At 70.1% G+C, this 25,963-nt stretch carries 27 protein-coding genes; 11 read left to right on the top strand and 16 right to left on the bottom strand.

Going from position 1 to position 25,963, the window contains the following annotated elements:
* Window positions 1–11: 11 nt before the first annotated feature.
* Window positions 12–815 (top strand): SDR family NAD(P)-dependent oxidoreductase, encoded by an 804-nt coding sequence (locus IEX18_RS16225; RefSeq protein WP_188660242.1) that lies wholly within the window; start codon window positions 12–14, stop codon window positions 813–815.
* Between the two features lie 73 nt (window positions 816–888).
* Here IEX18_RS16225 and IEX18_RS16220 read toward each other — a convergent pair whose 3' ends face one another.
* The 6 genes from IEX18_RS16220 to IEX18_RS16195 all read right to left on the bottom strand — a co-directional run bounded on the left by IEX18_RS16220 (window position 889) and on the right by IEX18_RS16195 (window position 6,853).
* Window positions 889–1,197, bottom strand: a complete 309-nt coding sequence (locus IEX18_RS16220; RefSeq protein WP_188660239.1) for a hypothetical protein — start codon at window positions 1,195–1,197, stop codon at window positions 889–891.
* A gap of 27 nt (window positions 1,198–1,224) precedes the next feature.
* Window positions 1,225–2,718 (bottom strand): efflux transporter outer membrane subunit, encoded by a 1,494-nt coding sequence (locus tag IEX18_RS16215; RefSeq protein ID WP_188660236.1) that lies wholly within the window; start codon window positions 2,716–2,718, stop codon window positions 1,225–1,227.
* Window positions 2,719–2,724: 6 nt separating this feature from the next.
* Window positions 2,725–4,242 (bottom strand): DHA2 family efflux MFS transporter permease subunit, encoded by a 1,518-nt coding sequence (locus IEX18_RS16210; RefSeq protein ID WP_188660233.1) that lies wholly within the window; start codon window positions 4,240–4,242, stop codon window positions 2,725–2,727.
* Window positions 4,239–5,366 (bottom strand): HlyD family secretion protein, encoded by a 1,128-nt coding sequence (locus tag IEX18_RS16205; RefSeq protein ID WP_188660229.1) that lies wholly within the window; start codon window positions 5,364–5,366, stop codon window positions 4,239–4,241. The genes IEX18_RS16210 and IEX18_RS16205 overlap by 4 nt, the downstream gene beginning before the upstream one ends.
* A 197-nt stretch (window positions 5,367–5,563) precedes the next feature.
* Complete coding sequence (locus tag IEX18_RS16200) at window positions 5,564–5,845, bottom strand: DUF427 domain-containing protein (RefSeq protein ID WP_188660226.1); 282 nt, start codon at window positions 5,843–5,845, stop codon at window positions 5,564–5,566.
* Between the two features lie 69 nt (window positions 5,846–5,914).
* On the bottom strand, window positions 5,915–6,853 hold the full coding sequence (locus IEX18_RS16195; RefSeq protein ID WP_188660223.1) for a VOC family protein: 939 nt from the start codon (window positions 6,851–6,853) through the stop codon (window positions 5,915–5,917).
* A 148-nt stretch (window positions 6,854–7,001) separates the two neighbouring features.
* Here IEX18_RS16195 and IEX18_RS16190 point away from each other — a divergent pair, with 148 nt between their 5' ends.
* Window positions 7,002–7,343 (top strand): hypothetical protein, encoded by a 342-nt coding sequence (locus IEX18_RS16190; RefSeq protein WP_188660220.1) that lies wholly within the window; start codon window positions 7,002–7,004, stop codon window positions 7,341–7,343.
* 117 nt (window positions 7,344–7,460) lie between these two features.
* Window positions 7,461–8,954 carry a hypothetical protein gene (locus tag IEX18_RS16185; RefSeq protein WP_188660216.1) on the top strand — a complete coding sequence of 498 codons (1,494 nt, stop codon included), beginning with the start codon at window positions 7,461–7,463 and terminating at the stop codon, window positions 8,952–8,954.
* 25 nt (window positions 8,955–8,979) lie between these two features.
* Here IEX18_RS16185 and IEX18_RS16180 read toward each other — a convergent pair whose 3' ends face one another.
* The 3 genes from IEX18_RS16180 to IEX18_RS16170 all read right to left on the bottom strand — a co-directional run bounded on the left by IEX18_RS16180 (window position 8,980) and on the right by IEX18_RS16170 (window position 10,301).
* A complete protein-coding gene (locus IEX18_RS16180; protein ID WP_188660213.1) occupies window positions 8,980–9,342 on the bottom strand; it encodes a hypothetical protein in 363 nt (120 codons plus the stop codon).
* Window positions 9,343–9,480: 138 nt separating this feature from the next.
* Window positions 9,481–10,014, bottom strand: coding sequence for a hypothetical protein (locus IEX18_RS16175; protein WP_188660210.1), 534 nt, complete (start codon window positions 10,012–10,014; stop codon window positions 9,481–9,483).
* A 17-nt stretch (window positions 10,015–10,031) separates the two neighbouring features.
* The gene (locus tag IEX18_RS16170) at window positions 10,032–10,301 is read right to left on the bottom strand and encodes a GlsB/YeaQ/YmgE family stress response membrane protein (RefSeq protein ID WP_188660207.1); all 270 of its coding nucleotides are present in this window, start codon (window positions 10,299–10,301) and stop codon (window positions 10,032–10,034) included.
* 161 nt (window positions 10,302–10,462) lie between these two features.
* Between IEX18_RS16170 and IEX18_RS16165 the strand changes: the two genes are divergently transcribed.
* On the top strand, window positions 10,463–11,935 hold the full coding sequence (locus IEX18_RS16165; RefSeq protein ID WP_188660204.1) for a PAS domain S-box protein: 1,473 nt from the start codon (window positions 10,463–10,465) through the stop codon (window positions 11,933–11,935).
* A 90-nt stretch (window positions 11,936–12,025) separates the two neighbouring features.
* Here the strand turns inward: IEX18_RS16165 and IEX18_RS16160 are convergent, their stop codons facing one another.
* The 6 genes from IEX18_RS16160 to IEX18_RS16135 all read right to left on the bottom strand — a co-directional run bounded on the left by IEX18_RS16160 (window position 12,026) and on the right by IEX18_RS16135 (window position 18,476).
* Window positions 12,026–12,403, bottom strand: a complete 378-nt coding sequence (locus IEX18_RS16160; RefSeq protein ID WP_229664653.1) for a hypothetical protein — start codon at window positions 12,401–12,403, stop codon at window positions 12,026–12,028.
* The gene (locus IEX18_RS16155) at window positions 12,400–13,572 is read right to left on the bottom strand and encodes a winged helix-turn-helix domain-containing protein (protein ID WP_188660201.1); all 1,173 of its coding nucleotides are present in this window, start codon (window positions 13,570–13,572) and stop codon (window positions 12,400–12,402) included. The genes IEX18_RS16160 and IEX18_RS16155 overlap by 4 nt, the downstream gene beginning before the upstream one ends.
* An 8-nt stretch (window positions 13,573–13,580) precedes the next feature.
* The gene (locus tag IEX18_RS16150) at window positions 13,581–15,908 is read right to left on the bottom strand and encodes an ATP-binding protein (protein WP_229664652.1); all 2,328 of its coding nucleotides are present in this window, start codon (window positions 15,906–15,908) and stop codon (window positions 13,581–13,583) included.
* Window positions 15,905–17,383 carry an ATPase domain-containing protein gene (locus tag IEX18_RS16145; protein ID WP_188660200.1) on the bottom strand — a complete coding sequence of 493 codons (1,479 nt, stop codon included), beginning with the start codon at window positions 17,381–17,383 and terminating at the stop codon, window positions 15,905–15,907. Before IEX18_RS16145 ends, IEX18_RS16150 begins: the two co-directional genes overlap by 4 nt.
* 208 nt (window positions 17,384–17,591) lie before the next feature.
* Window positions 17,592–17,903 carry a hypothetical protein gene (locus IEX18_RS16140; RefSeq protein ID WP_188660196.1) on the bottom strand — a complete coding sequence of 104 codons (312 nt, stop codon included), beginning with the start codon at window positions 17,901–17,903 and terminating at the stop codon, window positions 17,592–17,594.
* Window positions 17,904–18,221: 318 nt separating this feature from the next.
* Window positions 18,222–18,476: a hypothetical protein gene (locus IEX18_RS16135; RefSeq protein WP_188660194.1), complete on the bottom strand. Its 255-nt coding sequence runs from the start codon at window positions 18,474–18,476 to the stop codon at window positions 18,222–18,224.
* Window positions 18,477–18,573: 97 nt separating this feature from the next.
* Here IEX18_RS16135 and IEX18_RS16130 point away from each other — a divergent pair, with 97 nt between their 5' ends.
* The 6 genes from IEX18_RS16130 (at window position 18,574) to IEX18_RS16105 (ending at window position 23,811) form a co-directional block, all read left to right on the top strand.
* On the top strand, window positions 18,574–19,188 hold the full coding sequence (locus IEX18_RS16130; RefSeq protein WP_188660192.1) for a phosphatase PAP2 family protein: 615 nt from the start codon (window positions 18,574–18,576) through the stop codon (window positions 19,186–19,188).
* A gap of 64 nt (window positions 19,189–19,252) precedes the next feature.
* Entirely contained in the window at window positions 19,253–20,272 is a 1,020-nt protein-coding gene (locus IEX18_RS16125; protein WP_229664651.1) for a glycosyltransferase family 2 protein, read from the top strand.
* The gene (locus tag IEX18_RS16120; RefSeq protein ID WP_188660175.1) at window positions 20,269–21,243 is read left to right on the top strand and encodes an acyl-CoA dehydrogenase family protein; all 975 of its coding nucleotides are present in this window, start codon (window positions 20,269–20,271) and stop codon (window positions 21,241–21,243) included. The genes IEX18_RS16125 and IEX18_RS16120 overlap by 4 nt, the downstream gene beginning before the upstream one ends.
* Window positions 21,240–21,893, top strand: coding sequence for a PIG-L deacetylase family protein (locus IEX18_RS16115; RefSeq protein ID WP_188660172.1), 654 nt, complete (start codon window positions 21,240–21,242; stop codon window positions 21,891–21,893). The genes IEX18_RS16120 and IEX18_RS16115 overlap by 4 nt, the downstream gene beginning before the upstream one ends.
* Complete coding sequence (locus IEX18_RS16110; RefSeq protein WP_188660169.1) at window positions 21,890–22,504, top strand: class I SAM-dependent methyltransferase; 615 nt, start codon at window positions 21,890–21,892, stop codon at window positions 22,502–22,504. The genes IEX18_RS16115 and IEX18_RS16110 overlap by 4 nt, the downstream gene beginning before the upstream one ends.
* Window positions 22,505–22,551: 47 nt before the next feature.
* Complete coding sequence (locus IEX18_RS16105; RefSeq protein ID WP_188660166.1) at window positions 22,552–23,811, top strand: chymotrypsin family serine protease; 1,260 nt, start codon at window positions 22,552–22,554, stop codon at window positions 23,809–23,811.
* A gap of 36 nt (window positions 23,812–23,847) precedes the next feature.
* Here IEX18_RS16105 and IEX18_RS16100 read toward each other — a convergent pair whose 3' ends face one another.
* Window positions 23,848–24,732 carry a LysR family transcriptional regulator gene (locus IEX18_RS16100; protein WP_188660163.1) on the bottom strand — a complete coding sequence of 295 codons (885 nt, stop codon included), beginning with the start codon at window positions 24,730–24,732 and terminating at the stop codon, window positions 23,848–23,850.
* A gap of 94 nt (window positions 24,733–24,826) precedes the next feature.
* On the opposite strand from IEX18_RS16100, the gene IEX18_RS16095 reads away from it, so the two are divergent.
* Window positions 24,827–25,936, top strand: coding sequence for an aldo/keto reductase (locus tag IEX18_RS16095; RefSeq protein ID WP_188660161.1), 1,110 nt, complete (start codon window positions 24,827–24,829; stop codon window positions 25,934–25,936).
* Window positions 25,937–25,963 lie beyond the last annotated feature (27 nt).

The raw sequence follows: 25,963 nt of genomic DNA, 5'->3' as shown, positions 1-25,963 counted from the left end.
AGGAGAGAGATATGGACCTGGGTATCGACGGGCGCATCGCGCTGATCAGCGGCGCGGATTCGGGCATGGGCAAGGAGACGGCGCGGCTGTTGCTGGAGGCGGGCGTGCGCGTCGCGATCACCGACAAGCCGGACGGGACGCTCGACGAGGCGGTGGCCGAGCTGTCGCCGCTCGGCGAGATCATCGCGGTGACGGGTGACGTCACCCGGGTCGACGAGGTCGCCGCGATCTGGCGGAAGGTGCGCGAGGCGCTGGGCGTACCCGACATCTACGTCAACGCTGCGGGCGTCACCGGCGCGACCGGCGATTTCCTGGAGGTGGACGACGAGGGCTGGTTGGAGACGCTGGACATCAATCTGATGGGCGCGGTGCGGATGTGCCGCGAGGCGATCCCGGCGATGCGCAGCAAGGGATGGGGCCGGATCGTGCTGTTCGCGTCGGAGGATGCGGTGCAGCCCTATGTGGACGAGCTCGCCTATTGCGCGTCCAAGGCCGGGATCCTCAGCCTCGCGAAAGGCCTGTCCAAGGCCTATGGATGCGACAACGTGCTGGTCAACACGGTGTCGCCCGCCTTCATCGCGACGCCGATGACCGATGCGATGATGCGCAAGCGTGCCGAGGAGAAGGGCACGTCTTTCGACGAGGCGATCGACAGCTTCCTGGCGGAAGAACGCCCGGGCATGGTGCTGAAGCGCCGCGGCAAGCCGGAAGAGGTCGCGGCGGCGGTCGCCTTCCTCGTGTCCGAACGGGCGAGCTTCATCAACGGCGCGGGCATCCGCGTCGATTCCGGCTCGGTGTTCACCATCGCCGGCTAGCGACCGGTCCATCTGTCCTGAGCCGTCGCGGGATGACGATTTGGAAGCGCAATCCGGCCGTGTCGCTTTGCGATCAGGCTTCCACCTCGTCGCCGAACGCCAGCGCCTCGGCGGGGCCGACCTTCTTCTCGCCGGCGAAGAGCTGGTCGAGCCGGTGGCGGACCTCCGTGCGCAGGTCCTGCTGGTTGCGGCGGCGCGGGCCGGTCATCGAGACCTCGTCGGCGATCGCGTCCTTGATCCGGCAGAGTGCCGCGTCCTCGATCACCCCCGCCTCGCGCAGCTCGATGCAGAGCTGGACGAGCCCGACCGCCGTCGCCTGGGCGCGGAGCCCGACATTGATGAGCTCGAAGTGCAGCCGTTTCTGCTTGTCGGTGCCGTTCATGCCACTCTCCTGTTCGTCGTGCGGTCCTTACTTCGTGGCGGAACCGCTTCCCGGGACGGGCAGCTTAGGCGAAGCATCGCCCGGTGTCTCGATCCACCCGCCGGCCGTGGCGACATAGAGGCGGGCGACGTTGAGGAACTGACGGGTGCGGGCGAGGACGAGGCCGTTGCTGGCCCGCTGGTAGAGGCGCTCGGCCTCCAGCACCTGGAGGATGCCCGAATTGCCGACCTCGAAGCTGCGCCGCGACAGCTGGCGCGAGCGCTGCGCGACCGCCACCGACTCCTGCTGGTTGCCGATCGACCGGTCGTCGCTGCCGATCGCGGAGAGGAGATCGGTGACCTGACCGAAAGCGGACAGGACGGTCTGGCGGTAGCGCGCCTCGCTCGCTCTTGCGCGGTCGATCGCGGCGGCGCGCTGCGCCTTGAGCGTGCCGCCGTGGAAGATCGGGGCGGTCAGCCCGGCGAACAGGTCGTAGCCGCGAAAGGCGTTGCGGATCAGCCCGTCGACCGCGGGCGCGCCCTGCGTCAGCGTCGCGCCGAGCGTGATGTCGGGATAGAGGCGCGCGGTGGCGACGCCCACCGCGGCGGCGGCGGCATGCAGCTCCGCCTCCGCCTGGAGGATGTCGGGTCGGCGATGGACCAGTTCGGAGGGCAGCGCCACCGGGATCGCGGCGGGCAGGGTCAGCCGGGCGAGGTCGATCTCGGTCGGCGGCAGTGCGGCGGGGTCCATGCCGAGGAGCGTCGCGAGCAGGTGCCGCGCCTCGGCGAGCTGCTGGTCGAGCTGGGGCAGGTCGCCGCGATCGGCGGCATATTGGCTTTGCGCGTTAAGCACCTCGACGAGCGTGCCCTCGCCGCCGGCGCGGCGCTTCTGCGTCAGCACGACGTTGCGCTGATCGTCGGCCAGCAGCGCATTGGCGGTGGCGATCTGCGCCCGCAGCGCGGCGATCGTCAGCACCTGACCGACGACCTGGCCGGCGATGGTGAGGTGCGCCGCCTCGGTCTGGCGCTGCTGCGACTCCGCCAGCGCGGCGCTCTGTTCGGCCTGGCGGCGCAGCCCGCCGAACAGGTCGAGGTCATAGCTGACCCCGCCACCGACCGAATAGAGGTGGAATTCGGGATTGCCGCCGGGCGCCAGCGGGTTGCTGCCCGAAAAGCCGAAGGCTGCGAGGTTGACCTGCTGCTGGTCGATCCGCGCATTGGCGTCAATCTGCGGCGCCCGGCGCCCGCGCACCGCGCGCAGTTCGTTGAGCGAGGCGGACAGCGTCGCATTGCTGGCCTCCAGCGTCGCATTATGAGCGAGGGCCCGGTCGACCAGCGCGTCGAGCTCGGGCGAGCCGAAGGCGGTCCACCAGCGCTGCGCGGGCCCGCGGCCGAGCTGAGCCCGGGGGGAGACCGTCTCGCCCGGCGGCTGATAGGCGAGGGCGCCGGGCGGCTGCGGCCGGGCGAAGTCCGGGCCGACGGTGCAGCCGGCGATCGGGGCGGCGAGCGCGGCGGCCAGGAACAGGGGCGGAGGGCGTCGCATCGGCGTTCAGTCCATATGGATGGTCGGGCCGTCGCCGCCCCCGGCGCGCGGCCGGCGCATCAGCAGCAGCAGCGGGATCACCGCGAGGGTCAGGAGAAACAGCAGCCAGAAGGCGTCGATATAGGAGACCATCGCCGCCTGGCGGGTGATCTGCGCATTGAGCGCGGCGACCGTTGCCGGCGCGTCGAAGTCGAAGGCGGAGGGCAGCACCGGATTGTCCGGCCGGATCCCCTCGACCAGCCTGGCATGGACGGTCGCGCCGTTGCGGATGGTCAGCGCCTGCAACACCGAGATGCCGACCGCCGAGCCGATGTTGCGGGTGAGGGTGAACATCGCCGCGCCCTCGTTGCGATAGCGCGGATCGAGCGTGGCGAAGGCGATGGTGGTCAGCGGCACGAAGACGAGGCCGGTGCCGATCCCCTGAATGAAGCCCGACACGATCACCAGCCGCTCGTCCATGCCAAGCGTGAATCCCGACATGATGTGGAGCGAATAGGCGGCGATGGCGAAGCCGGCGAAAATCAGCACGCGCGCATCGACCGTCTTGATCAGCCGGCCGACGATTATCATCGAGATCAGCGTGCCGATGCCGCGCGGCGCTGTGACCAGCCCGGTCAGCACCACCGGATAGCCCATCAGCGTCTCCAGCATCGTCGGCAGCAGCGCGAGCACGCCGAACAGCACGGTGCCGAGGAAGAAGCCGAAGATCGATCCGGTCAGGAAGTTACGGTCCCTGAACATGCCGATGTCGATGAACGGGCGACGCGCGGTGAGCGTATGGACGACGAACAGATAGCCGAAGAACAGGCCCAGCGCCGCCTCCAGGCAGATCTCGGTCGAGCTGAACCAGTCCTTGGTCTGGCCGCGATCGAGCATCAGCTGGATCGAGCCGAGCGCGAGCGCGAGCATGGCGAAGCCGAACAGGTCGAGTCGCGGCCGACCAGCGTCCTTGGTCTCGGCGAGGAAGCCCGACAGGCCGGCGAAGGCGAGCGCGCCGATCGGCAGGTTGATGTAGAAGACCCAGCGCCACGACAGATTGTCGGTCAGCCAGCCGCCGAGCGCCGGGCCGATGATCGGACCGAGGATCGCGCCCATCCCCCATACGGCCATCGCCGGGCCGTGGCGTTCGGGCGGGTTGATGTCGAGCAGGATCGCCTGGCTCATCGGCACCAGCGCCGCGCCGAACACGCCCTGGAGCAGGCGGAAGCCGACCAGCTCGCCCAGGCTGTTGGCGACGCCGCACAGGCCCGAAACGACGGTGAAGCCGACGATCGACCACAGCATCAGCCGCTTGCGCCCGAACCGCCCGGCCAGCCAGCCGGTCAGCGGAGTCATAATCGCCGCAGCGACGATGTACGAGGTGAGTACCCAGGTGATCTCCTCGCCCGAGGCCGAGACGCTGCCTTGGATATGGGGGAGCGCGACGTTGGCGATCGTGCTGTCGAGTGAATTCATCACCGTCGCCGCCATCACCGCGGCCGTGATGAAGCGCCGCGAGACCGGATCGGGATAGGAGCCGGTCATCGCGCGGGAGCGTCACCGCCGAACAGATGGCGGCGATGGCCCGTGTCGACCTTCACCTCGACGCTGAGCCCTGCGTGCAGCGGCACGTCGGCGGGCAGCCGATCGATGCTGAACTCGACGGGCAGGCGCTGGACGACCTTGACCCAATTGCCGGTCGCATTTTCCGGCGGCAGCAGCGAGAAGCTGTTGCCGGTGCCGGGGCTGAAACTGGTCAGCCGGCCGGTCAGCACGAGGTCGGGAAAGGCGTCGACATGGAAGGTCGCGCGCTGCCCGACACGCATATGGTCGAGCTGGTCTTCCTTGAAATTGCCCTCGACCCACAGACGGGTCCCGGCAAGGGTGAAGACCGGCTTGGCGGCGGTGACGTAGCTGCCGGGCTGCAATTGATCGACCTTGGTGACGATCCCGTCCTGTGCCGCGCGTACCACCGTATAGCCGAGATTGAGCCGCGCCCGTTGCAGCGCCGCCTGCGCCCGCTGCACCGCCGGCTGGCGCTCGGTCGGCGCATCGACGCTGCCGGTCAGCGTCGCGGCGACCCCGGCATTCTGCTGCACCGAGGTCTGGATCTGCTGGCGCGCAGTCTGGGCGGCGAGCAGCGCCTGCTCATACTGGTTCTGCGACGAGATGCCCTCGGCCAGCAGCGCCTTCTGCCGTGCCGCCTCGCGCGTGGCATAGGCGAGCCGCGCCTGCGCCGCCTGCAACCCCGCCTCGCCCTCCCGATAATTGGCGCGCAGCGACGACACTTGCGTGCGGGCGCTCGCCAGCTCCGCCTCGGCCTCGGCGACCGCGGCCTGATAGGGGGCCGGATCGATGCGGAACAGGATGTCGCCCGCCTTGACGTGCTGGTTGTTGACCACCGCGATCGCGACCACCGGCCCGCTGACGCTCGCGCTGACCGGGACCAGGCCGGCCTGAATGTAGCCGTTGTCGGTCTCCTGGTACCGGCCGCCGCTGAGATAGAAGAAGAGTCCGAGGACGAGGGCGACGACGGGGGCGGCGAGCAGCAGGGGCTTGCGCAGCCGCTGGCGCCGCGGCGGCGTCGGGTCGCTCCCGGCGACGACCGGGGCGGGCTCCACTACCGGCACGGCTTCGTCCAGACCTGCCGTGTCGTCCGTCCTGCTCATAGCCCTGCTCTAACCCGTTCCTGCCTCGGCGAAGACGACCCGGACGGCCGCCCGCGTCACCGCCCCTGCCATGACCCTCTATCGGGCAAAGCCAGTATCATCAAAGCTATGGTGCAGCAATCCTGACCTAAAGCGCGCAGAGCCCCACCACGATCGCCTGTCCCGAACTTTCGCCCCGGCGCCGGCCGGGTCGCAGCCTAGCCGACGGTGACGCCCTTCCAGAAGGCGATGCGGTCGCGGATATTCTCCGCCTCCGGCTTCGGGTCGGGATAATACCAGGCCGCATCCGGGTTCGTGGCCCCGTCGACTTGCAGGCTGTGGTAATGAGCCGTTCCCTTCCACGGGCAAATGGTCGTGGTCGCGCTCGGGCGGAGAAGGCTGGCGTCGACGGCCGAGGTCGGAAAATAGTGGTTGCCTTCGACCACCACAGTGTCGTCGCTGCTCGCGATCACCGCGCCGTTCCATCGTGCCTGAACCATGATGCCGTCTCCTTCGCGGCGATAGGTCGGTGCGGCACGGGCCCGGATCAAGTCAGGCGGTGGGCGGCCTCACCGCTCCGGGTCGGGCGCGCGGAACGGGGAGCAGCAGGGTGTGCCAATGGCGTGGAACTCCATCAGCTCCGCCCGCGTGCCGTCCGGGTCGTACAGGTTGAGCTGCCACTTGGCGTCGCGGCCGATCTTGGGGGTCTCGCTTTGTCCCCTCAGGCGATTGCCGTTCCACAGCAGCGTATAGGCCGAGCGGGCGTCCGCCATGCCCAGCGCGAAGTGGTTGAGCACGCCGAGATTGGCGGCCGTCATACCGGACGGAATGCCCCTGCCATCGGGCGTGCCGACGACCATATATTCGATCCAGTCGCGGCCATCGGGCAGCTGGAGCGAGACCCAGGTCCGCTCGTCGTCGCGCATCCCGCCCTCCCAATAGGCGCGGAAGCCCAGCACATCCTTGTAGAAGCGGTCCTCGCGCGCGGGGTCGTGGACGATGAAGCCGACATGCATGATGTGGCTGGACAGGGGATTGACCGGGATCGCCGGCAGCGTCGCCGGCGGCTGGACGAACTGCACCGGCGTGCCTTCCGGATCGACTACCGAGAACCAGCGGCTGCCGTCCGCGCCCCTGTTCAGTCGCTCGGGTACGCGGACTCCGCTGGCCGCCAGATAGCGGCGCATCGCCTCGGCATCGGTGGTATTGAGCGCGACATGGGCCAGCCGGTTGATCGACGTCTCGCCTGCGGGCAGCGGCAGCACCTCGACGAACTGGGCCGGAGCGAAATGGAAGCGCATCCCGCGCGGGTCCTCGGGATCGGGCAGCTTCACCGCGCCGAGATCGTGCACGTAGAAGCGCTCGGCCTTGGCGGGGTCGGTCGCATAGACGGCGATATGCGAGACGCTGGCAAGCGGCGGTCGCGCCGGTTCCTGCGCGACGCCTTGTCCCGCCAGAGCCGCGCCGAGCAGGACAGCGGCCCACCGCACCCCATCGAAGCTGCCCATTTGTCGCCCTCCCACCGATACTCTCTGCTATGTGACGGGTCTGTATGACGTTTTGCGGCGATGGGCGAGCGATCGATCCTGTCAGCTCGGCGCGGAGAATAGCACGGGAAGAGTTGGCGATCGGCGCTGCGCCCTCTACAGGAAGGGCATGGCGCGCCCCCTGGCCCTGTCCGTTGCGAATGTCCGGCGTTTTCTGCTGCTGTTGCTCGCGCTCGGGCTCGTCCTGCGGCTGGGCAGTGCGTGCGAGGCCATGGCCGCCACGCCGGTGCCCACGATCGGGCATATTGCCTGCACCGACATGCCGGCCGGGGAGCACAAGCCGCTGCGAGCGGTGTCGATCGAATGCGCGCTCTGTGCAGCGCTCCCCGTCGACATCACAGCTCCGGCTGGGGCATTCGTCTTCACCCCAATGGAGATCGCTGCCGGTTCGGCCAACAGTCTGGCCGGCCGCGACAAGGGACCGGCCCCGCCGCCTCCGCGGATCGCCTGACGCTTCGAACCGAATGATGGCGAGGCGCCGGCCGCTCCGCCTCTTGTACCGTTCGGCCATCGCCGTGCGCGCATCGGCGCGTATGGGCGCGGCCGGACCCGGATGATCGGAAAGACGATGTTGATCAGGACCTTCCTGGCCGCGACGGCGCTCAGCGCGCCGGCAGCGGCCCATGCCCAGTCCATGCCCGCGATGGACATGGCGCAGCACGCGGGCCATGCGCCGCCGCCCGCCGCCTCGAACCCCGCCGAGGAGGCGCACGGAACAACCGCTGCCAGCCCGCCAAACTCTCCGCCCCATGCCGACACGATGCCGGGCATGGACCACGACGCAATGCCGGGCATGGACCACGCCGCCATGGATCACGCCGCCATGGGTCATGCGGCGATGGATCATCGCGGCGCGGGCCATCAGGGCATGGACATGCACGGCATGAAGGGTGCGCTCGGCGACTATAGCATGATGCGCGACGCGTCCGGCACCGCGTGGCAACCCGATACGTCGCCGATGTGGGCGATCATGGGGCGGTCGGGCGACTGGTCGACCATGGTGCACGGCTTCGTCACGCTGATCCACGATGATCAGGGTGGTCCGCGCGGCGATACCAAGACCTTCTCGACCTCGATGCTGATGGGGATGGGGCAGCGGCCGCTCGCCGGGGGCACGCTGACGCTGAAGGCGATGGGCAGCCTCGACCCGCTGATGGGGAAGGCCGGCTACCCGCTGCTGCTCGCCACCGGCGAGACGGCGGACGGGCGCACCGAACTCGTCGACCGGCAGCATCCCCATGATGCGTTCATGGAGCTGTCCGCGACCTACAGCCGCCCGCTCGCGAAGGACCTGTCCGGCTTCGTCTATCTGGGCCTGCCCGGCGAGCCCGCGCTGGGACCCGCCACCTATATGCACCGCTTCTCGGGCATGACGAACCCCGAGGCGCCGATCTCGCATCACTGGCTCGACAGCACCCATGTCACCTTCGGTGTCGCGACGGCCGGCATCGTCTATCGCGGGCTGAAGCTGGAGGGTTCGCTCTTCACCGGGCGCGAGCCCGACCAGTATCGCTGGAACATCGAGCGGCCGCGGATGGACAGCTGGTCGCTGCGGGCGACCGTCAACCCGACCGCCAATCTTTCGGCGCAGGTAAGCCATGGATACCTCCACAGCCCCGAAGGGCTGCACCCCGAGGAGAATGTGCGCCGCACCTCGGCATCGGTGACCTGGAACCTGCCGCTCGGCGCGAACCGCAACTGGCAGTCGACCTTCGCTTGGGGGCGCAACGATCCGTCGGGCGGCGAACACGGCCATGTCACCGACGCCTTTCTGCTCGACAGCGCCGTGCAGCTCGGCCGCTGGACGGTTTTCGGCCGGGCGGAGCGGGTCGACAAGGACGAGCTGTTCGGCGACGCGCATGACGGGGATCCGCTGGCGGGGCGCGTCTTCACCGTCGGCAAGCTGAGCCTCGGCGGGTACCATTCGATCCCCCTGGGGAAGGTGGCGTTCGACCTGGGCGGTCTGGTGAGCCGGTACGACCTGCCGCGGGACATCCAGCCGCGCTACGGCGCCGACCCGACGAGCTTCATGCTGTTCACCCGGCTGCGGATCACGGGGTGAGCGAGGTCGGGAGGGCCGGCGCGGCTCAGTCCTGATAGCGCAGGGTGTTCGCGAAGCCCTCGCCCGTCTTCGTCATCCTGGCGAGCTTTCGAAGATGGGTGCGGACGCCGCGATCGAAGCGGCGCTCGTCGTGGATGCCGGCGATCCAGAACTCGTCCCTGGCGAGGAAAGCCTTGATGTGTGCGGCGAAGGCCGTGCGGTCATCGGCATGGGGACCGGCCTGCAAGGTCCGGCAGACCCACTCCTCGGCGGCGGCGGCGTCATAGTCGCCTTCCGCTCCATGGCCGCGCCGATCGGCAACCGCCTGGTCCTGCCGGGCAGCGGCGGCACGGCGTTGCAGCCAGGTCCGGACGGCGTCGCCGCTCCATGGCGCCGGAGCGTCGGTCATGCGGCCGTGTCCCTATTGGGTATTTCGGGGTCCATGCGGGCCGTCTAGCCCGATCCGTCGCGGTCCGGCGACAGATTTCGCCCGCGGCACACGCCGGGGTCGCAGCCTGCGACCCCGGCGCGCCCGGAATCCTTGCGATCAGAACGTCGACAGGCGGGACCGTCGCGCGTTGTGACCGCCGTTGCGGTAGAGGATGTCGGATGCGACGTCGGGCGAGACCGCGCCCTCGCCCGTATCGACCGTGACCAGCACGCCGCCCCGGCCCAGACGATCGCCATAGTAGTCGGCGTCGTCGCGATCGATGCCGTGCCTGCCCAGCGTCTCGTTCAATGTCCCCGCCGCGGCGCCGGCAGCGGCGCCGATCGCCATGGCGCCCGGCACTGCGGAGGCCGCGATGGCGCCCGCCGCGACGAGCGGACCCACGCCGGGTATCGCCAGCGCCGCGACGCCGAGACCGGCGCCGAGCGCGCCGCCGCCGAGGATGCCGCGGGCGACGCTGCCATGCTCCTCGTCGGTGACCTCACCGGCCGCGTCGGCCGTCGTCGTCGTGCCGCCGCGCTGGGTAACGACCGACAGGGCGTGATGCGGCACGCCGGCGTCGCGCAGGTCGGCGACGGCGCGTTCCGCCTCCGCCTGCGTATCGAAGATGGCCGAAGCCGTTTGCTGGGTCATGTCCGTCACTCCCGTGCTCAGCGGACCGTGCCGCGGCGAAAGAGGTTGATGATCGCGAGCAGCACGATCGCCCCCAGCAGCGACACCAGCACCGACTGGATGCTGATCACGCCGCTGGTGATCGGCGCGCCGCCGATCAGGGGCGTGACAAGGAAGCCGGCGAGCACCGCGCCGACGATGCCGACGACGATGTTGAGCAGGATGCCCTGCTGACCGTCGGTGCGCATGATCATGCTGGCGACCCAGCCGATCAGGCCGCCGACGATGAGAAGAATGATGAGGCCCATGGCTGGTCCTTCCGTCTGGTGGATGAGGCTGCTGAAACGAGAGGGCGGGGCTCCGCGTTCAAATCCGCGCCCCGACGATGGCCCGCGCCCTAGTATGATTGCACTAGGCCGCATGGTAGCGGCCTGCGGAACGGCTTGGCGGGGTGCCGGGTTGAGGACCGATGCCGCAGACCTCCCCCGCCGCCGAGACGCGCCCCAATCTGCGGCATCTCGAACAGCTGATGGCGCAACTGCTCGACGGCGTGATCCTGCTCGACCCGACCGGCGTCATCCTCAGCGCCAATGCGGCCGCGCTCGCCATGCACGGCGTCGACCGGATCGAGGCGCTGGGCGCGACGGCGGAGGACTATGCCGCGCGCTTCACCTTGTGGACCGCGGGGCACAAGGCCTTGCGGCGGCGGGACTATCCGATCTTCCGGCTGCTGGCCGGGGAAGACATACCCGACATGATCGTGGAGGTCGCGCCGGCCGGCGAGGACGAGGCGCGCTGGGTGCATCAGGTGCGCGACGTCGTCATGGACGTCGATGGCGGGGACGCGGACTATCTGGCGATCGTGCTCAGCGACGTGTCGGCGCGCGTCGATGCCGAGGTGCGGTTCGAGGCGATGTTCCGCGCCAACCCCGCCCCCGCGATCATCGTCCGCCAGCGCGACCTGCGGCTCGTCGCGGCCAATCCGGGCTTCGTTGCGCTGACCGGTTTCCGGCCGGACGACCTGCTGGGCCGATCGCTGTTCGGCCTCGATCTGCTGGGCGGCCTGGCCGATCGATCGGCGATGCAGCGGCAGATGGAGGACGGCGCGGTCGTGCCCCAGACCGAGGCCGACCTGCTGGTCGCCGATGGCTCGCGGCGGCGGGTGCTGTTCGCCGGACAGCCGATCGACGTGACCGGCGAGGACGCCTTGCTGCTCACCTTCGCGGATCTTCAGCCGCGCCAGGATGCCGAGCGGTCGCTCGCCGCCAGCGAGGTACATCTGCGCGCGGTCTTCGACATGGCGCCGGTCGCGATGGCCATCACGCGCATGGCCGATCAGCGCATGACCAGCGTCAACGCCGCCTTCTGCGCGCTGACCGACTATGATGCCGGCTCGCTGATCGACCGCGAGGCAAGCGCGATCGGCCTGTGGGATGCACCGGAGCTCCATCGCCAATGGGCGGCGGACCTGGCGCGGGAAGGAGGGCTGCGCAATCGCGACGCGCGGATCGTGTCGCGTTCGGGCGCCGTGGTCGATTGCCTCGTCTCCGCCGAGACGATCCGCGTGCAGGGCGACGCCTGCGGGCTGTGGGTGTTCCAGGATGTCACCGAACGGCGCCGCGGCGATGCGGAGCTGGGCAGCGCGATCGAGGAGGCGTTGAAGGATGCGAGCTGGCTCAGTCGCTCGATCCTCGACCGGCTGGCGACGCTTCGCAGCCCCGCCCCGCATGCGGCGCCCGTCGAGCTCAGTCCGCGCGAGCGCGAGATACTGGAGCTGATCTGCGACGATCTGGACGACGCGGCGATCGCCGCGCGCCTGACGATCTCGCGCAATACCGTGCGCAATCACGTCGCCAGCATCTATGCCAAGACCGGCACCAACCGCCGCAGCGGGGCGGTGATCTGGGGCCGCGAGCGGGGCATGGGTTCGAAACTGGACTGACCCGTTCGCGCTGGGCGACGTCAAGGCAGAGGTGGGTCCCGAGCCTTTCGACTGGGCCCCGGGGCAGGCGATAAGAGGGGTCTCGATGCTCTACAGGCCGATCGCCTCGAGCGCATCTTCCAGTTCTGCGTCGAGTGCCGGGCTTTCCGCCTTCGGCGACATCCGGTTCAGGACGGTGCGGACCCGGGTCTGCGCGACCTGCAACGCCTTGTGGCGCACCTCGCGCGTCGCATTGGTGCGCCACGAGCGGCTCTCGCCGAGGAGCGCGGCCCATTTCGCCTCCTCCGCGGCCAGCACGGCGAGCGCCAGCCTGAGCCCGTCGCGTCGGCCGCGGGCGTAATCTTCGGTGACGGCGCTGTTCTTTCCGCTGGGCATGGCTGCCGAACGCGCCGCGCGCGCGGTGGTGGCATGGTAGCCCGACGCACGTCGGGCAGGACGTTGCACGGCGGCCGCCGCGCGCCGGATCATTCGGGATCGACGATCCCGCCGATGTGGACATCCGAAAGGCCGAGCCATCGGGCCATGCGGTCCAGCTCGATCCGCAGGCGGGGCAGCGTATCCTGTGGTGCGCCCGGCTCGATCGCGATCCGGTGGGCGAGGAGCCTGCCGGCCTGCCGGTCCGCCTTCAGGTCGACCCGCGCGACCAGCGCCTCGTCCAGCAGGAAGGGCAGCACGTAATAGCCATGGGTCCGCAGCGGCTGCGGCACATAGATCTCGATGCGGTAGCGGAAGCCGAACAGCCGCTCGGTGCGCCCGCGCTCCCAGATCAGCGGGTCGAACGGCGCCAGCAAGGCCGCCCCGCCGACCCGGCGAGGCGGGGGCGCCTCGCAGTGCAGCCAGGCCTGTTGTCTCCAGCCTTCGACGCGCACCGGCGCGAGGGTTCCATCTTCGGCCAACGTGGCGATGGCATGGTCCGCCTCCTCGGGCTTCAACCGGTAATAGTCGCGCAGGTCTGCGGCGGTCGCGATACCCAGGGCCCGCGCGCTCCGCTCGACCAGCGCCCGCTGCGCGCCGGCGGCTGCGGGCGTGGGCATGGCGAGGATGGCGGGCGGCAGGACCCGCTCGGGCAGGTCGTAGACGCGTGCGAAGCTGCCGCGCCGCGTCGCCGTGGTGATCCGGCCCGACCAGAACAGCCATTCAAGCGCGTGCTTGACGGCGCTCCACTCCCACCAGCCGCTGCGGCTCGCGCCGTTCTCGAAGTCGGCGGCGGTCAGCGGACCGTCGGCGGCGATCCGGGCGAGAACCGCCTCCGCCTCGCGCCGGTGCTCGGTCGCGTAGCGGCGGAGCGCGTGATAGCCGATCTCGCCTCGCGCGGCCCGGTCCATCCGCCACCGCAGCAGCGGATGGTCCGCGAGCGGCAGCAGCGAGGCCTCGTGCGCCCAATATTCGAAATAGCGCCGCTGCGGCCGCACACCCCAGGCGGCGCGCTCCAGGATCGACCGGTCATAGTCGCCGAGGCGGGAGAAGAGCGGCAGATAGTGCGCCCGGGCCAGGACGTTGACGCTGTCGATCTGGAGCAGCCCGACGCGCCGGACCGCCGCGCGCACCTGCGCCTCCGTGGCCAGCGCCGGCATGCGGCGGCCGAAGCCCTGCGCCGCAAGCGCGATGCGTCGCGCCTCGGCCAGCGAGAGGCTCATCCGGGCTGTCAGCCAGACAGGCTCATCGCCAGGTCGGCGCTACGGAAGGGCTTGGTGAGGCGCGGCATGTCCGGGTCGATGCCGTCGGCTTCCGCATAGCCGGAGACGATCAGCGTCCTCAATGCGGGGTGTTCGTCGTGCAGGATGTGGACCAGCTCGGCGCCGGTCAGGCCGGGCATCAGGTGATCGGTCACGACCACATCGGGTTCGAAGCCGTCGCGGAGCATCTGCAAGGCCTCTTCGGCCGAGCGCGCCTCGACGACCTTGTAGCCCAGATCGCCCAGCATGTGCGCGGTGCTCATCCGCACGAGATCCTCGTCGTCGACCAGCAATGCGACCCCGTTGCCCTTGTGGGTGGTCTCGCGCTCGGCGAGTTCGGGATCGGCCGCCACCGTTCCGGTGCTGACGGGCAGCCACAATTCGATGCTCGTGCCCTTGCCGAGCTCGCTGGCGATCGTCAGCGCCCCGCCGAGCTGGGCGGCAAGGCCGTGCACCATCGACAGGCCCAGACCCGTCCCCTTGCCGATCCCCTTGGTCGAGAAGAAGGGCTCGATCGCGCGCTGGCGGGTGGCCTCGTCCATGCCTTTGCCGGTGTCGATCACGCTGAGCCGCACGAAACGGCCGCGGGGAAGGGTGGCGGTCGCCTCCCGCGTGCTGACCTGCGAGGCGGCGATGGTCAGGGTGCCGCTGCCGTCCATCGCGTCGCGCGCGTTCACGGCCAGATTGAGCAGTGCCATCTCGAGCTGGTTGGGATCGGCCTGCGCCGGCGGCAGGTCGGGATCCAGCGCGACGCGAACGTCGATCGCGGGCCCCAGCGTCGATCCGATCAGGCCGGTCATGCCGCCGACCAGCTCGGCCAGATCGACCGCAGTCGGCTGGAGCGGCTGCCGGCGCGCGAAGGCGAGCAGCCGCTGGACCAGCGTCTTGGCCCGCTCCGCCGACTGGAGCGCGCCGTCGATCAGCCTTCTCTCCCGATCCGTGCCCAGCCCCTTGCGGTGGAGCATGTCGAGCGAGCCGATGATGGGGGTGAGCAGGTTGTTGAAGTCATGCGCGACGCCGCCGGTCAGGCTGCCCATGGCCTCCATCTTCTGGCTCTGGCGCAGGGCCTCCTGCGCGGCTTCGAGTTCGATCTCGCGCGCCTTCATATGGCTGAGGTCGCGGCCGATCGCGATGAAGTTGAGATTGTCCGCCTCGGGCGCGACCGTCCATTCGATCGACTTCCATCCCCCGTCGCGCATGGCGATGCGGTTCTCGAAGCGGGTGGGCTGCCCGGTCTCCGACATGCGCTGGATCGCGGCCAGCGTCGGTCCGGCATCGTCCGGGTGCATGAAACTGGCATAGCCGCGCGAGAGCAGCTCTTCCGGGCTCCAGCCGAGCACCCATTCCCAGGCCGGACTGACCGCCGACATCATCCCGGAGTAGCTCGCCCGCGCCAGCATGTCCTGCGACAGGTTCCACAATCGGTCGCGCTCCGCGGACCGGGTGGCGACCAGCGTCGCCAGCGTCTCGTTCATTTCCTGCAGCCGCAATTCCGCGTTCCGGCGCGCGGTGATGTCGCTGAACAGCACCGCGACGCGGTTCTGGCCGGGATCGCCGACGGCGAAGGCATGAACGTCCCACCAGCGGCCGAGCGTGGCGGAACCCTGCTCGCAGCGATCGGCCACGCGGGTCGCCGCGACGCGGCCGTAGAGGTCGAACCAGAATTGCTCGTGTTCGGGCACGACCTCGCGCACGCGCCGCCCCCTTGGGTCGAAGCCCGCCTGACGCTCGAAGGCGGGGTTCGCCTCGAGAAAGCGATAGTCGACCGGACGCCCCTCGGCATCGTACAGCATCTCGATGATGCAGAAGCCGACTTCGATATTCTCGAACAGGGTGCGGTAGCGCGTTTCGCTGTCCTGGAGCGCCAGCAGGCGTGCGCGCGCATCATATTGGCGCCGCCGCGCCCGGATCGCCGCGCGCACGAGGCTGACGAGCGTCGTCGGGTGGAAGGGGCGTTCGAGGAAGGTGACGTTACCGAGGATCTCGAGATGCCGCGCGGCCGCGGGATTGCGCTCGAGTCCGCCGCCGCGGCTGGTCAGCAGGATGATCGGGAGGTCGGACCATTCCGGCTGCTCGGCGATCCAGCGCGCGAAGGGTGCAAGATCGGCCGTGGTGATCGCCTCCTCGGTCATCACGACGAGGCCGGCGCCATGGTCCAGCCGCGTCACGAGCAGCGGCAGCGTGTCGCAGGCCTCGTTCTCGAGTCCCGCTTCCCGCAGGATGCCGGTCGCGATCGCCGCGTCGCGCCCGACCGGGGCGAGGACCAGTGCCCGTTCGGAAACGGTCGTCCGCTTCACGCGCCGTCGCCCTCCAGCAATCCATCCTCGCCGAGCATGACCGGCACGCCGCGCAACACGCCCTGGAACTTCGTCAACGGTGCGCCGAGCGTGATGCCCTTCTGATCGATCCGATATTCGCGGATCGTGTTCTCGTGCGGGCCGGTTCGCTTCTTGACGATCGAGATCGCCCGGCGGACCTGGCCCAGCGCCTCGAAATAGCGGAGCAGGATGACGGTGTCGGCCAGATAGGTGACGTCGACCGGCGTCTGCATGTCGCCGACCAGCCCGTGCTGGGCGACGGTCAGGAAGGTCGTGACGCCCTGCCGATTCAGATATTGGAGGATCTCGTGCAGGTGGAGCACCAGGGCCTGCTCGCCCGGCATCGCCGCCTGGTAGCCGTTGAGGCTGTCGATGACGACAGTCCGAGCGCCGCGCGTCTCGACACAGTCCCGCACCCGCGCGGCGAACTCGCCGGGCGAGAGCTCGGCCGCGTCGACCTGCTCCAAATGGAGCGCGCCGGCGTCGATCATCACCTGCAAATCGATGCCGATGCCGCGCGCACGCTGGACGAGCAGACTTATTTCCTCGTCGAACACGAACATGGCGGCGCGCTCGCCCCGTTCGATCGCCGTCCGGACAAAGGTCAGGCTGACGGAGCTCTTGCCGGTACCGGCCGGCCCAAGCACCAGGACGCTCGACCCGCGTTCTATGCCGCCGCCCAGCAGCGCGTTGAATTCCGGCTTGTCGGTGATCACGAGATCGCGGGCGAAATCAGCCCTGTGCTCGGCCGACACCAGGCGCGGGAAAACGCGGAAGCCGCCTTCCTGGATCGTCGCATCATGGAAGCCGCCGCGAAACCGTCGTCCGCGGTACTTGATGACGCGGATGCGGCGGCGCTCGGCACCATATTCGGGCGTCAGTTCCTCGATGCGGATCACGCCATGGGCGACCGAATGAACGGTCTTGTCGTTGGTGTCGGTGGTGAGGTCGTCGAGCATCAGCACCGTCGCGCTGCTCTTCGCGAAATAATGTTTGAGGGCGAGGATCTGCCGCCGGTAGCGGAGCGAGCTTTGCGCCAGCAGCCGGATCTCGGAGAGGCTGTCGAGCACCACGCGATCGGGCCGAACGCGCTCGAAGACCTCGAAGATGCGCTTCGTCGTCTCGCCGAGTTCCAGGTCCGACGAATAGAGGAGGCTCTGCTGCTGATGCTCGTCAAGCAGGTTTTCGGGCGGGATCAGCTCGTAAAGGTCGATGCCGGCAAGGTCCCAGCCATGCGAGGCCGCGGAGGCGCGCAGCTCGTCCTCGGTTTCCGACAGCGTGACGTAGAGGCAGCGTTCGCCCTCTGCGACGCCCGCGAGCAGGAACTGGAGCGCGACCGTCGTCTTCCCCGTGCCCGGACTGCCCTCCAGCAGGAAGGAGCGCGACCGGTCGAAGCCGCCCCGAAGCACATTGTCGAGGCCCGCAATGCCCGTGCGCGCGTCATTCGAAACCATCAAGACCCACTCCCGCACCTGCCGCGCCGCTGTTCGACCGTGAGGACGGACAGCGATCTCAATAAAGACACCGAGGAGCGAGGCCAGCACAAATCGGGCGGACGTTCCTCGTCCACCGTCCCCTCGGTTTCAGGAGCATAGCCGCGTTTCGAGCGAGCTTGGTTGATGCAGGCAAAGCTGATGCAAAACTTTCCGTTGCTGGGCGGCGCTAACCGCATAATCTTTCGGCGAGGCCGGAATAGAGCCGGGCAGCCGGCGCCAACTGGTCGGCGGCGAAGTGGATCTGCCGTGCCGCCGCCGAAGCATCGGACGCGTGCCGCTCCATCCACTTCCGGCGGCCGTCGAGCCTGCGCAACGCCGAGCGCTCCTGCGGTGCGAGCCGGACGTGCGGTTGCAGCCACTCGAGACGGGCCACATTCGACCCGGATTCGACTGGCGGCAGACCCCGGTCGGCGACGGCTTCGCTGATCGCCAATCCGAACAGGACGTCCAGTTCGCGCAGGATGTTGAAGACCATCATCGCGCTCGGCCCGGCCTGATCACCCGGATAGCGCGTCCGGACGAAGGCGGCGCCGCGCAGCAGTGCGTCCCGGGCCGGCCGCGGAGTTGCGATGGACGAGAGGCCGGGCCGATCATCGGACGGCGCGTCCGAGAGCCGGTACCGGGACGATGGGGCGCAAGGATGCGCGGGTTCGTACTCGATAGCGCTGCTCCCGGTCGTAAGCGGGAGCGCGATGGTCTCTCAGCCGCTGCGGCCTACGGTCGGTTCGGCAGCGGTGAAGGGTACATAGGGCCAAGTGACGACGATGGCGACCGCCCTTGTGGCGGGTCCGCGGGGTCAATGCTCAGCCAGCGGGACGAACTCGAAGTCGAAGCGCTTCCATCCATGGCGCCGCGCCGCCTGCTCGGTCAGCGCCGCCTTGCCAGCGGCCTCCCTCGCCGACGTGGCGTGGCCCCAGAAGACCTCGGTCCGGCCGTCGTGGAGGTGGGCGACGATCCGCCAATAGTGGGTGAAGGGCGCGGTGGTGGGGCCGATCGTCTTCACATAACCGTCGGCCATGGTCGCCGTGAGGTAGCGCTTCTTCCTCGCCATCGCCCGGCGATAGCGCAACGGCGGAGCGCAGGGGAGTGGGCGCGACGATCGCTAGCTCCGGCGGAGCCAAAGCTATGATGCAGGTGTTTGATCCGCCATGAGCGCCAAACGCACGGTCACCGCCGTCGAGCAGACCGATCACCGGATCACGGACAGGGTCAACACCCGCAGCGACAGCTGGCCGATCCGGGTGCTCGGAGTAGCGAGCGAGATCGGCGACCAGCCCCAGATGCGCGCGGTCTGCGTCGCCACGACCCTGGTCGGCATGGTGCAGCGCGATCGGCGGCTTGCCGCGACGGGGCTGAAGATGCTGGCGGCGCACAGCCTCGCCACCTGGGTCAAGAGCCGGATCAAGGCGACGATCGACCGCACCCGCCCCGAGAGCGGCGATGATCCGCACATGCGGCCGGGGCGGAGCGACCGGCACGAGGACAATTCCTTCCCCTCCGGCCATAGCGCGGGGGCCATGGCCGTCGGCGAGGCCTTCGCCCGGGCCTATCCCGACCGGCGGACGGCCGCGCGCGGCGCGGCGCTGGCGGTATCGATCGTGCAGGTTCCGCGCGGCACCCACTATGCCGGCGACGTCCTGGCCGGGATCGCCATTGGCGTCGTCGCCGAACGGCTGAGCGACGGCGCCATCCGGTTCGCGGAGCGCCGGATCGGCAGGACGGCCGCGACACGGGAGATCATGGCCCCGCCATCGGCAGCTTGATCCGCATCAACGTCGCCGGCGCGACACTCCGCTACACATAGTTTATGCAAACAGGTTTGAAGTGGTGACGGAATCGCGCGCGGGCGTGGTTCCGGTCGCCATCTGCGTGCCCGCCCGCGACGAGGCGGCATCGCTTCCCGGCCTGTTCGCGGCGCTGGAGCTGCTCGACCGGCGGGATGTCTCACCGGTGCTCTGTCTGTTGCTCGACAGTTGCGAGGATGCGAGCGCGGACGTCGTGCGCGATTATGGCGCGCGCGCATCGCTGCCGGTCATGGTCGAACACATGGTCCAGCCCGGTGCCAATGCCGGCCGGGCGCGACATGCGGCCATGCTCCTCGGCCTCTCGGCACTGGGGGGAGAGGGTCTGCTGCTCAGCACCGATGCCGACAGCACCCCCGCTCCCGACTGGTTGCAGGCGATGGTGGCGGGCGCGCGCCGTGCCGATATCGTCGCGGGCAAGGTAGTGCGCACCGTCACCCGGCCGAACCCGCTCCAGGATCGCATCGAACGCTATTACGAGGCACTCCACGCAATCCGGCGCGTGCTCGATCCCGTCGCCTGGGAGGCGACGACCAGCCACCACCATGCGAGCGGCGCGAATCTCGGCCTTCCGACCGCCGCCTATCGCACGCTCGGAGGGTTCCTGCCGCTGTCGCACGGCGAGGATGCGCGGCTGGTCGACGATGCGGCGCGGGCGGGGCTGCGCGTGCGGCGCGACGCCGCCAGCGTCGTCCACACCTCCGACCGCCGCCTCGGCCGCGTCGCGCAGGGCCTCGCCGGTGCGCTGCGGGCGCTCGATCGCGACAGCGACGCGATCGCGGTCGCTCATCCCGAGGACGTCGCCTGGCAGTATCGCCGCCACGCCGAGGCCCGCCACGCCTTTGCGGGCGGCGACTATCCATCGCTCGCCGCGGCGATCGGTCTCACTACCGACCATGTTCGCGGCGTGGCGCGGGACTGCGCCAATGCCGAGGCCTTCGCCATGTGCGTCGTCCCGACCCCGCCAGCCGGGATGCGGCAGGTGACGCTCGCGGAGGCCGAGGCCGCATTGGCGAGCATGGCCGCCGGGCGGCGGGCGGCATGATCGACCTGCGCCGCGCCATCGCCGCCCGATCGACGTTGCTGCCGGGGCTGGGCGATCCCGTCGACCGGGATGCGCTCTTGCAGTTGCTTCGGCTCCTGTTCGAAACCGGTCGCGCCGACCTGCCGCTCGGCCGCCTGTTCGAAGGCCATGTCGATGCCGTGCAGATCGTGTTGCGCTACGGGACGGCGGCGCAGCGGGAGCGGGTGGCCGCGGCCGTGGCGGACGGAGCGGCGTTCGGGGTGTGGAATGCCGACCTGGCGGGCGAGCCGCTCGGCCTGACCGGGATGCGGCTCACCGGCGGCAAGAGTTTTGCCAGTGGCGCGGGCCTGCTGTCCCACGCGCTGATCGGCATCGACGGCGTGGGGGGACGACAGCTGCTGCTGCTCGACCTTGCGCGCACGCCGCCGTCGATCGACCGCGCCTTCTGGCGGGTCACCGGGATGCAGCGGTCGGAAACGCATGTCGTGCGGTGGCGGGACGCGCCCGTCGCCGAGGACGACCTGATCGGCGCGCCCGGCGACTATGTGCGCGAGCCGTGGTTCAGCGGCGGCGCGCTGCGCTTCGCGGCGGTGCAGGCGGGGGGCATCGCCGCCCTGCTCGATCATAGTGCCGCGCATCTGGTCGCGGCCGGACGCGCCGGGGATCCGCACCAGGCCGGCCGCCTCGCCGCCCTGTACGGCCTGGCAGAGGCGGCCGCAGGCGCGATCCGCACCGCCGCGGCAGGCTGGTTCGGCGACGAGGCCGCGCGCCTGCCGCTGGTCGCCGCCGCCCGCGCCGCCGTCTATGCGGCGGGCGGACCGGCGATCGAGCTCGCCGAGCAGGCGGTGGGCGTCCAGTCGTTGTTCGCGGCGCACCCGCTTGCCGCCACGATCGCCGACCTGTCGATGTACCTGCGCCAGCCTGCGCCCGACGCGCAGCGCATGCACGTGGGCGCGGCGGTCGCGTCGGGCCTGCTGACCGCCGGCCTGTGACGCGGGGTTTCACGACGGCGCCGCGTCTCCTCGTCGTCGCGCCGCATCCGGACGACGAGGCGATCGGCGCCTATGGCCTGATCAGCCGCGCGCGGCGGCGCGGGGTTCCGGTGCGGGTGGTGGTGGTGACCGACGGCGCAGCCTCCCATCCGTCCAGTCCGCGCTGGCCGCGCGCGCGGCTGGTGGCGGAGCGGCAGCGCGAGAGCCGTCGCGTCCTGCGCCGGGTCGGCGTGGCGGCGGGCGCGGTGACCTTTCTCGGCCTGCCGGACGGGGGACTCCACCTTCATAGCGGTGCGGCACGGCGAAGCCTCGCGCGCGTGCTCGGTCATAACGGTGCGATGCTGGTCGTCGCCCCCTTCGATCGTGACGACCATCGGGATCATCGCACCGTCGCAGCCTGCATCGTGGCCTTGCGCCGGCCCGGCCTGCGCAGGCTGGCCTATCCCGTCTGGCCCGCAGGCCGACCGCTGGCGGGTGCCCGGGCGCTCTGCCTGACCGCGCAGGAGCGGCTCGCGAAGCGCTTTGCGGTGCGCAGCTATCGCACCCAATCGGGACGGATCACCGACGATCCCCGCGGCTTCGCGATGACGCGCGCGCAGATCGCTGCCTTTACCCGCCCGCGCGAGCTGTTCCTCGAGGTGCGCCCGTGAGGCCGATCACCCTTGCCGGGTTCGAGCGCAAGTTCGCCGACAACGCCGACCCCTGGTCGACCTTCACCGATCGCGACGAAGCGCTGAAGCGGCGCGCCATCCTGCATGCGATGGGAGCCGGTCCCTGGGGGCGCATCCTCGAGATCGCCGCCGGCAATGGTTCGAACAGCGCCGCGATCGCGCCGCGCGCACGGCGGCTCGACGCCACCGAGGCGACGGCGAGTGGCGTTGCGCTCGTCACCCGGGCGCTGGAAGGGCGCAGGCGCGCACGGGCGCTGCGGCTGGTCGTGCCTGCGCGATTGCCGCGCCCGCGCTATGACAGCGCGCTGGTGGCGGAGCTTCTCTACTATCTCGACGCCCGCGCCATGGCGCGGTGCGCCCGCGACGTCGCCGCGGCGCTGCGGCCGGGCGGCGTGCTGGTGCTGGCGCATCACCGCGTGGACTATCCCGATTTCGCGCAGCACGCCGCGCATCTGCACCGATCCTTCCTGCGGGCGACGCGCGGCCGCTGGCAGGTGCGCGTGGTGCGGCGTACCGGGCGCTGGAGCGTGATCGCCTGCCGCCCCATCGCATTCGGTCGTTCACCTCGCATCCACCGCGCCTCGCTATGATCCGAGGGGTGAGTGGGTGGCTGAAAGCTGCGGCGGCCGCAGCGACCATGTTGATAGCGGCGGTGCCGGCGTTCGCGCAGCGTGCCGACGCGCCGCCGGTGCCAGCGGCGCCGCCGGTCGAGCCGGGACTCGATCGCGACGCCGAAACCATCGCCATGCGGCTCGGCATCGCGCCTGCGGTGGCGCTGCGCCAGCTGCGCCTGCAGGAGGCCAGCGTTCCGATCACCGATGCCGTCGCGGCGCGGTTCGCGGATCGGCTTGTCGGGATTGCAGTCGAGCATGTCCCGGCCTTTCGGATCGTCGTGCGGCTGACCGGTACCGAGCCGGTCGCGACGGAGCAGGTCGAGCTCGAGGGGCAGCGGATCGACCTGGTGTATGTCGTGGGCGCGAGCGTGAGCCATGCGGCGATGGTGGAGGCGATCTCCACCCAGCAGGCCGCGATCCGCGCGAGCCTGATCAGCCCCCCCGGGCTCGGCATCGACCAGCGGAGCGGCGAGATCGTGGCGGTCGTGTCGCGCGCGGATGTCGCCCGCGAGGGGCAGCAGGCGTTGCGCGATCGTCTGTCGGTGATGACCGGGGTGCCGGTGCGCCTGCGGGTCGTCGAGGAACCGGCACTCGATTTCGGCGGCCAGGGCGAAGGTGTCGTCGGCGGCATGCGGATGATGGGCGGCGTGCCGGGCGACCCGCGCCGCTATGTCTGTACCGCCGGCTTCGTCGTGACCGACGGTGCGCGCCGCGCGCTCGCGACCGCAGCCCATTGCCCGGACACGCTGCAAGTCCGCGACGCGGCCGGGATCGTCGAGGACCTGCCGTTCGAAGGCCAGTGGGGCTGGGGAAACCAGGACGTCCAGATCAACCTCAGTCCCGCGCCGCTCGCACCGTTTTTCGCCGGCGATGCCGATCGATCGATCCTGCGCCCCGTCACCGGGGCGCGGTCGCGTGCGAGCATCAGGGCGGGCGACGTCGTCTGCCATCGCGGGGAGCGGACGGGATATAGCTGCTCGCTCGTCGAGCTGACCGATTTCGCGCCAGCGGGCGACCTGTGCGGCGGCGCGTGCCTGCCGACCTGGACGACGGTCGCGGGGCCCGCCTGCAAGGGCGGCGACAGCGGCGGCCCGGTGTTCCTGGGAACGGTCGCCCTCGGTCTGGTCAAGGGGGGCAGCTACCGGCCGGACGGCAGCTGCGCCTTCTATTTCTACATGTCGACCGACTATCTGCCGGCGCCCTGGCGCCTGCTCACCGCCGAAAGCATGGCGGCGCTGCCGCCCGATCCGGCGACCGGCGATCCGGCCTTGCCCCGCCATTAGGACGGCGGAGCGCCTGGGGTCGCGTCGCGGATCCGGTCAGACCCGCAGCGCGCCGATCAGGGCGCGCAGCGCCGGCGTGACCCGCCGGTCGGGATAATAGAGGCGGCATCCGGGGTAGCGGGGGCACCAGGGCGCCAGCACCTGCACCAGTCGCCCGTCGGCGATCTCCGCGGCGACGTCATGCTCCATCATATAGCCGAGCCCCGCGCCCGCGCGGACCGCCGCCGCCGCCAGCACCTCGTCATTGACGATGAGCTGCCCCGATACGCGCAGACGCAGGTCGCGACCCGCCTCCTCGAACTCCCAGGGCAGGAGGCCGCCGCCGCCGAGCAGGCGATAGTTGACGCAGACGTGATGATCGAGGTCGGCCGGCGTCTCGGGCTGCGGGTGGCGCGCGAAATAGGCGGGGGTGCCGACCACGACGGTGCGCAGGTCGTCGCCGACCTTCACGGTCACCATGTCCTTCTCGACCGACTCGCCCAGGCGGATGCCGGCATCGAATCCGCCCGCCACGAGATCGATCAGCCGGTCTTCGACGATCACCTCGACCGCGACGTCCGGATGGTCGAGCAGGAACCGCGGAAGCCTGGGCGCCAGGATGGTACGCGCCGCATAGCCGAAGGTCGTCAGCCGCACGGTGCCTGAGGGCGTATCCCGCCAGTCGGCGAGCGAGGCGAGGCCCTGGCTCAGCTGTGCCAGCGCCGGATCGAGCGACTGCAGCAACTGCTCGCCGGCCGCCGTCGGCGCGACAGACCGCGTGGTGCGCGCGAGCAGCCGGACCCCCAGCCGCTGTTCCAGCGCCTTCATCGCATGGCTGAGCGCGGACGGCGACAGCCCCAGCTCGGCTGCGGCGCGGGTGAAGCTGCGCTGGCGGGCGACGATGGCGAACGCCGCGAGATCGTCGAGGTCGCCGCGGCGCATTGTTGCATCATGCTCACAAGCCCTTGCGGCTCGCAACGGCTAATCGCGCGCGCCGGCAGGCCTTAGGTCCCGGTGCGAACAGGAGTGACTTGCCGTGGACATGACGAACTACCGCACATTGGGCCGCTCTGGCCTCGCCGTCAGCCCGCTCGCGCTCGGCACCATGACCTTCGGGGCGGGCCGCTGGGGCGCCGACGAGGCCGGCTCGCGTGCGATCTTCGACGCCTATGTCGAAGGTGGCGGCAACTTCATCGATACCGCCGATGTCTATTCCGGAGGCGAAAGCGAGGCAATGATCGGCCGCTTCCTGCGCGAACGGGGCGGCCGCGACCGGCTGGTGGTCGCGACCAAGTCGGGCTTTCCCCGCGGCGGGGGCAATCCGCTCGCGGGCGGCAATTCGGCGCGCAACATCCGCGATGGGCTGGAAGGATCGCTGCGGCGGCTCGGCACCTCCCATATCGACATGTACTGGACGCATGTCTGGGATCGCACGACCCCGCCCGAGGAGGTGCTGCGCGCGATGACCGATGCGGTGCGCCGGGGCGACATCCTCTATTACGGCTTTTCCAACGCTCCCGCCTGGTATGCTTCGCAGATCGCGACGCTGGCGCGCGCGCATGGCCTGCCGGAGCCGGTCGGTTTGCAGTACAGCTATTCGCTGATCGATCGCGGGGTCGAACTGGACGTGCTGCCCGCCGGGCAGGCGCTGGGGCTCGGGCTGGTAGCCTGGAGCCCGCTCGCCTTCGGGATGCTGACGGGCAAGTACGGCCGCGAGAAGCTGGCCGAATTCGGCCCGGCCGGGAGCCTGCCGAACACGCGCGACACCGGGGCGGGCGGCCGGGACGGTCGGCTCAACGGCGACAATCCCTATGGCGGCATGTTGTTCACCGAAGCGAACTTCACCATCGTGGACGTTCTGCGCGGCGTGTCGGAGGAGGTCGGCCGGCCCATGGCGCAGGTCGCGCTCGCATGGGTGGCCGGCAGGCCGGGCATCGCGTCGGTGCTGGTCGGGGCGAGCCGGCCGGAGCAGCTGCGCGAGAATGTCGCGTCGCTCGATATCCTGCTGTCCCCCGAGCAACGCCAACGGCTGGACGCTGCGGGCGCACCGCCTTCGCTGAACCCCTATTTCATCTTCGACCTGCCGCGCGCGCAGATCTTCGGCGGGACTGCCGTCGAGCCCTGGCGTGAGCGCGGACCGGCATGAGGATGAGCCTGTGCCGTCAGACACTCC

It is taken from the genome of Sphingomonas metalli, from assembly GCF_014641735.1.
GTDB classification, from domain to species: Bacteria; Pseudomonadota; Alphaproteobacteria; order Sphingomonadales; family Sphingomonadaceae; genus Sphingomonas; species Sphingomonas metalli.
This window is presented reverse-complemented; position numbering and strand designations above follow the sequence as displayed.